Annotated in this window: 3 protein-coding genes and 3 pseudogenes; 1 reads left to right on the top strand and 5 read right to left on the bottom strand. The window is 66.0% G+C overall.

Annotated elements, in window-relative coordinates:
• Positions 1-169: 169 nt before the first annotated feature.
• Both IEZ09_RS48205 and IEZ09_RS47790 read right to left on the bottom strand, forming a co-directional pair.
• Positions 170-301 (bottom strand): annotated as a pseudogene (locus IEZ09_RS48205) (IS5-like element ISMt1 family transposase); the annotation flags it as partial.
• On the bottom strand, positions 291-626 hold the full coding sequence (locus tag IEZ09_RS47790) for a DivIVA domain-containing protein (protein WP_189260093.1): 336 nt from the start codon (positions 624-626) through the stop codon (positions 291-293). The pseudogene IEZ09_RS48205 and the gene IEZ09_RS47790, both read right to left, overlap by 11 nt.
• 131 nt (positions 627-757) lie before the next feature.
• Here IEZ09_RS47790 and IEZ09_RS45565 point away from each other — a divergent pair.
• Positions 758-1,133: pseudogene (locus IEZ09_RS45565) on the top strand (IS982 family transposase); the annotation flags it as partial.
• Between the two features lie 99 nt (positions 1,134-1,232).
• On the opposite strand, the gene IEZ09_RS45560 reads toward IEZ09_RS45565, so the two are convergent.
• The 3 genes and pseudogenes from IEZ09_RS45560 to IEZ09_RS45550 form a co-directional block, all read right to left on the bottom strand.
• Complete coding sequence (locus tag IEZ09_RS45560; RefSeq protein ID WP_229813560.1) at positions 1,233-2,501, bottom strand: cytochrome P450; 1,269 nt, start codon at positions 2,499-2,501, stop codon at positions 1,233-1,235.
• 32 nt (positions 2,502-2,533) lie between these two features.
• Complete coding sequence (locus IEZ09_RS45555) at positions 2,534-4,045, bottom strand: prenyltransferase/squalene oxidase repeat-containing protein (RefSeq protein ID WP_229813559.1); 1,512 nt, start codon at positions 4,043-4,045, stop codon at positions 2,534-2,536.
• Between the two features lie 486 nt (positions 4,046-4,531).
• Positions 4,532-4,779, bottom strand: a pseudogene (locus IEZ09_RS45550) (integrase core domain-containing protein); the annotation flags it as partial.
• Between the last annotated feature and the right edge of the window lie 57 nt (positions 4,780-4,836).

Raw genomic sequence — 4,836 nt, 5'->3', positions numbered from 1 at the left:
CAGGCAGCTTCGGGTTCGGCATGCCACCGAACCCGACGCCTGCACTCGAATCAACGACTCAGGGCACTAGGGCGTGTCCGTCGGGTCGTGATCAGGTTTTGTCTGGTGTAGCGCGGAGCCAGTCGATGATCTCGACCAGGTCGTTGGTAGCTTGCCAGTGGCTGCCCAGCTTGTCGTAGCGGGTAGCCACTGCGCGGAACTGCTTGCGGCGATTGAACCCTCGTTCAACCTGGTTGCGCCGCTTGTACTGGACGGCGTCGAACGACGGGGGCCGTCCGCCGGCCGATCCCTTACGTAACCGGTTGCCGACCGATGTCGCGGATGTCCTTGGCGGTCAGGTTGTCCTGACCGAGCAGCGTCGCCTCGATCCGGTCGAGGAACGCGTCCACCTGGGACTCCTGGTAGCCGCGGCGGCCGCGCGGAGGGCGGTGGAACGCGACGTTGCGGATGTCCGCCGCGGTGAGCTTCGGTGACTCGACCGCGCGCGGAATCGCGGGCTGCTGCGCGGGAAGCTGCTGCTGGGGCCGTGGCGGCGGTTGTGGACGGCGCTGCTGGGGTCGCTGCTGTTGCTGCGGCAGCTGCGTGGTCGGCGGCGTCTTGGCCGGCGGAGGCGCCGTCTCGAACATCAGGACGATGAGATCGAGGAACTTTCAGGAACGCCACCTTCGTGGACAGCTCCAGATTCTCCCTCCGCAGCTGTTCCAGCTCGCCCGGCCCGGAGGTGTCCGCGGCGGCGGGCCGGCCTTGAACGGCAGACTTGCTGGGCATCCTCGAAGCCGATCCGGCCCTGGGTGACCGAGCCTCCAGGCCAGGCAGTGATCGCGGACAAGCACTACTGTGGCCGCGAGTTCGAACACACCCTGAGCGATGCGGGAGTGGTGCTGCTGCGCCAGGCCCGCAAAGGCGAAGCGCCGCGCCCCGGCGCGCGGCTGTTCAAGCCGCTGCGCCAGACCATCGAATTGATCAACCAGACCTTCAAAGGCCAGCTCGACCTGGAACGTCACGGCGGACGCACCCCTGCCGGCGACATCGTCCGCGTCCTGCAACGCATCCTCGCCCTGACCGCCGCGATCTGGCACAACGACAAGACCGGGCAGCCAGTCAAACGATCACTGACTGCCTACGACCACTGACCTTGGAATCAACCATCTAGTGGTCACGCCCGCAGGCCGGCCATGGCTTGCGCATGGCCGCTGTCCGCGAGCACGAAGGTGTCAGGCGCGGCACCCAGCTCAGACTGAACGGGCAACGCCCGGACATGCCCGCACCTCCATCCGCAGGCCCGGCTTAGGCCTCATCGCCGGTCCGCGCAGCTGTGGAACTCCCCGCCAGGGATTGACGCAGCGCAGATCTAGACTGCGCAGCACGGCAGCGACGATCATCCGCAGTTCCAGCATGGCGAAGTCGGCACCGAGGCATCGGCGCAGCCCGCCGCCGAATGGCAGGTACTCCTGGGAGGGCATCCGTCTGCCGAGGAACCGGCCTGGGTCGAAGCGCTGCGGATCGGGATAGATATCGGGCCGTTTGTGGGCCAGGTAGATGCTGGGTGTGAGCCGGGTGCCGGACGCTATCGGCTGGCCCAGCAGTTTCCAGTCCCCCATGGTCACCCGGTTGCCTGCCAGGGTGGCCGGAGGGGTGAGCCGCAGCGATTCGCGGCACACGGCATCGAGCAGGGGAACGTCCTTGGCGTTGGAGCCATCGCTCTTTGTGGCAGCCAGCTCCTCCCGGACGTCGGCCAGGATCCGCGGGTGGCGTTCCAGCCAGAACAGCGTCCAAGCGGTCGCGGAAGCGGTGGTTTCATGGCCTGCAAACAGCAGTGACACCAGCTGGTCCCGCAACTCGTCGTCGTCGAGCCATCCGAGCGGCTCTTGCCCGCTGGTCAGTAGGCTGGCGAGGGTTCTGCAGGGTGCGCCGGTCGCCGTCCCGTCGTGGCCTGCGGAGCGGGCGTGATACAGCACATCGCGGTCGATGACCTCCCGTCGGCGCAGGAACGTACGCCATGGTGAGGGCAGTCCGGCGGGAGTGCGCATGTAGCGGTAGAGAAGTGTTCGGGGTACGGAGCCGAACGCGCTGTCCACCCAGGTGCTGAACCGGTAGAGCAGGTCCTCACCGCAGGGACCGAGGACGATGCTGCCAATGACGTTGAGGGTGATCTTGCGAGTCCACTCGGTCAGCTCGACCACGGATCCGGGGGGCAGGGTTTTGATGGCGGCATGGGTAGTGTCGGCGATGGTGGAGCGGTAGCGCCGCAGTGCGCTGCCGCGCAGTTCAGGGCCGATCGCTTGGCGGTACGCGGCGTGCCGGGTTCCGTTGGCGAACAGCAGGGACTGGTCCCCCACCAGCGGGCGGAGGGTGTCGGAACCGACGAGGTGCATCTGCTGGTCGGCACGGAAGATCTGTCCGATCGCTTCGGGGTTGCCTACCAGCAGACGCCGCTTGGGCGGGGGCGACAATTCCACGATATCGCCCTGTGCGGCGGTGAGAGAGTCCAAAAAGGTCAACCCGCGCAGGGCAAGGCTGTGTTGGGCTCGGTTCACTGTCCACCCACCCAGGCCGGTGCTGAATTACCTTCGGGGAGGGCGGCCATCACATCGGGATCGGTGGCGGCCAAGTGTAGAGCTGCGAGCCGCGCGGCCCGGATCACCGCTATCGGGGCGTAGAGGTCCTTGTCATGCCACAGGGACGGCAGATGCGCGTCCCGGTCGTCGATGCCTGGACCGCTCTGACGCAGCAGGAAGGCGCAGCCGCGTGCGGCAGCGTGTGTCAGGGCTGTCCTGTCGCCGGGGGTGTGGGTGGCCAGCAAGATATGCAGGGCGTATGAGGTCTCTTCGTCGGTGCCCTCCCAGCGTCCCCAGGAACCGTCGGCGCGTTGGGTGTCCAGGACCCAGCGCACCGCACCGTCCACCGCCTCGACGGCGTCGATGCCCAAGGTGGCCGATCTGTTCAGCGCCAGCGCACAGCACGCTGTCGCGTAGTAGGGCGAGGCATGCCACTTGTCCCACCATTTGCCGTCCGGCTCCTGGTTCTCGCGCAGCCATGCCGCGACCTTCTCTGCGGCGTCTTGCCTGCGGATTCGATCTGTCGGGTTCAGGGCCGCCAGCGTCTCGAGAATGTGGGCGTTGGTACTCGTCGACGGGGTGCGTTCATCCATGAAGCAACGAAAATGGGAGTCCGCCTCGTAACCCCATAGACAGTCCGGCGAAGGCTGGTCACCGGCCCTGGCCAGCGCGTAGAGCACTCCGGCAGTATCGTCGGAGTCGGTCGGAAGGCCTGGGGCGGCAGGGGCGCCGGTGTCGCTGAGTCCCTGCCGCAGGCTGTCCACCAGTTCCCGAGGGATTTGGGTATCCATCCGGCCGGTCGCCAGCGCCGAAATGGTCCAGGCGCGTTCGAAGTAGGTAATAGGACTGATCCCAGGCACCGGTCCAAGGCCCCTGCGCTGGACCGCTCCCAGATAGCGGGTCGAGGTAAGCACCTGGTCGACCGTCCTGGTGGAACGTCCGTCTGTACCCTGCCACGCCACGGTGGCGGCCGGGGAACCGCCAACAGCGCCGTTGACCGGACGAACGTTGTACGCGCCCGCTGCGTCGGCGCCCAGGATCTCCAGCGAGTGCCAGAGCTTGTCTGGCAGGACATGACGGTCGCGAACCGAGCTGCGGATCCTTTCCAGCAAACCTTCGTCGCCCTTCGCCGGCACGGGAAGCGGCGGATGAGTCGACCAGGCGTCCAGCCCAGGCAGCGGCTCGGAGACAAGTCGTCCCAGCTGCCGGTTGATGTCCCCGATCAGCCAGGGAACAATGAACTCCGCCGCGATGGTGTCGGGGAACGGCTTTCTGCTGCCTTCGCTGAGCCATGCGGACAACCAGGCCAGTCCTCGGGCGACGGCGCCGGTCAGGAGGCCGTACTGGACGGCGCCAGCGGCCAAGCGCTGAACGCGGCGGAGTTCGGTAAGCAATGCCTCTACGGCGCTCAGCGTCGGCACCAGCCCGTAGCCGTCGGGAGCCCCCCAGCTGCCGTCGCCCTTCTGCTGGTCCAGCAGGAAGCACACACGCTTACCGTGTCCGTCCAACCTTGGGGCCGTCGCCACCAGCCTGGCTGTCTCATAGACCGAGGGAGACACCTGCCCCATGTCATCAGATACCAGCTCGGCCAACAGACTGTCAGCGGCTTGCTTCACAGAATCGGTCCAGGGAGGAATCCAGTGCATCTAAGTTCCAATAGATCTACGAACTGGCCCTTGCGTGCCAGTTAACCCGGATCCCTCACGACATGGAGCGCGGCAACTCGCGGGCACCCGGCTGAACACCCTGGTTGCTTGCAGGGGCTTGGCTTGTGCAAATCTGACAGGGTGCCGGTCCATGTGCATTGAAGGCGTACATCCGCAGCCTTCACGAGTGATTTCACCTGGCCTTCTTGGACGTATCACGTGGGATGCTAGTCCTGAGCCGTGCGGCGAAGCGCAGCCGTTCCGCTGTGCGGAACGCTCTTCACCTGGGGCACTTGGGTCTGCTGCACGAGTAGGTGACAGTGGCATTCACGCAGCCTTGCCGGCTGGCGTGGCCATGATTACTTCGTACTCGATCGGGTCAACCTGCCGAGAGCTGCCTGACGCCTGCGACGGTGGTAGGTGCGTTCGATCCAGGTCACGATCGCGATCCGTAATTCCTCGCGAGTGGTCCAGGTACGCCGGTCGAGGACATTGTTCTGCAGCAACGCGAAGAAGCTTTCCATGGCCGCGTTGTCGCCCGCGGCGCCGACCCGGCCCATCGACCCGGTCAAGCCCAATGCCGCTCAGTTAACGATCTTGGATGTGGCCGTCTGAGGTCGTGAAGTGGTTGG

Origin of the sequence: Lentzea flava, assembly GCF_014648475.1 — a bacterium.
Taxonomy (GTDB): Bacteria; Actinomycetota; Actinomycetes; order Mycobacteriales; family Pseudonocardiaceae; genus Lentzea; species Lentzea flava.
The sequence above is the reverse complement of the archived record's forward strand: the minus strand, read 5'-3'. Positions and strand labels throughout refer to the sequence as shown.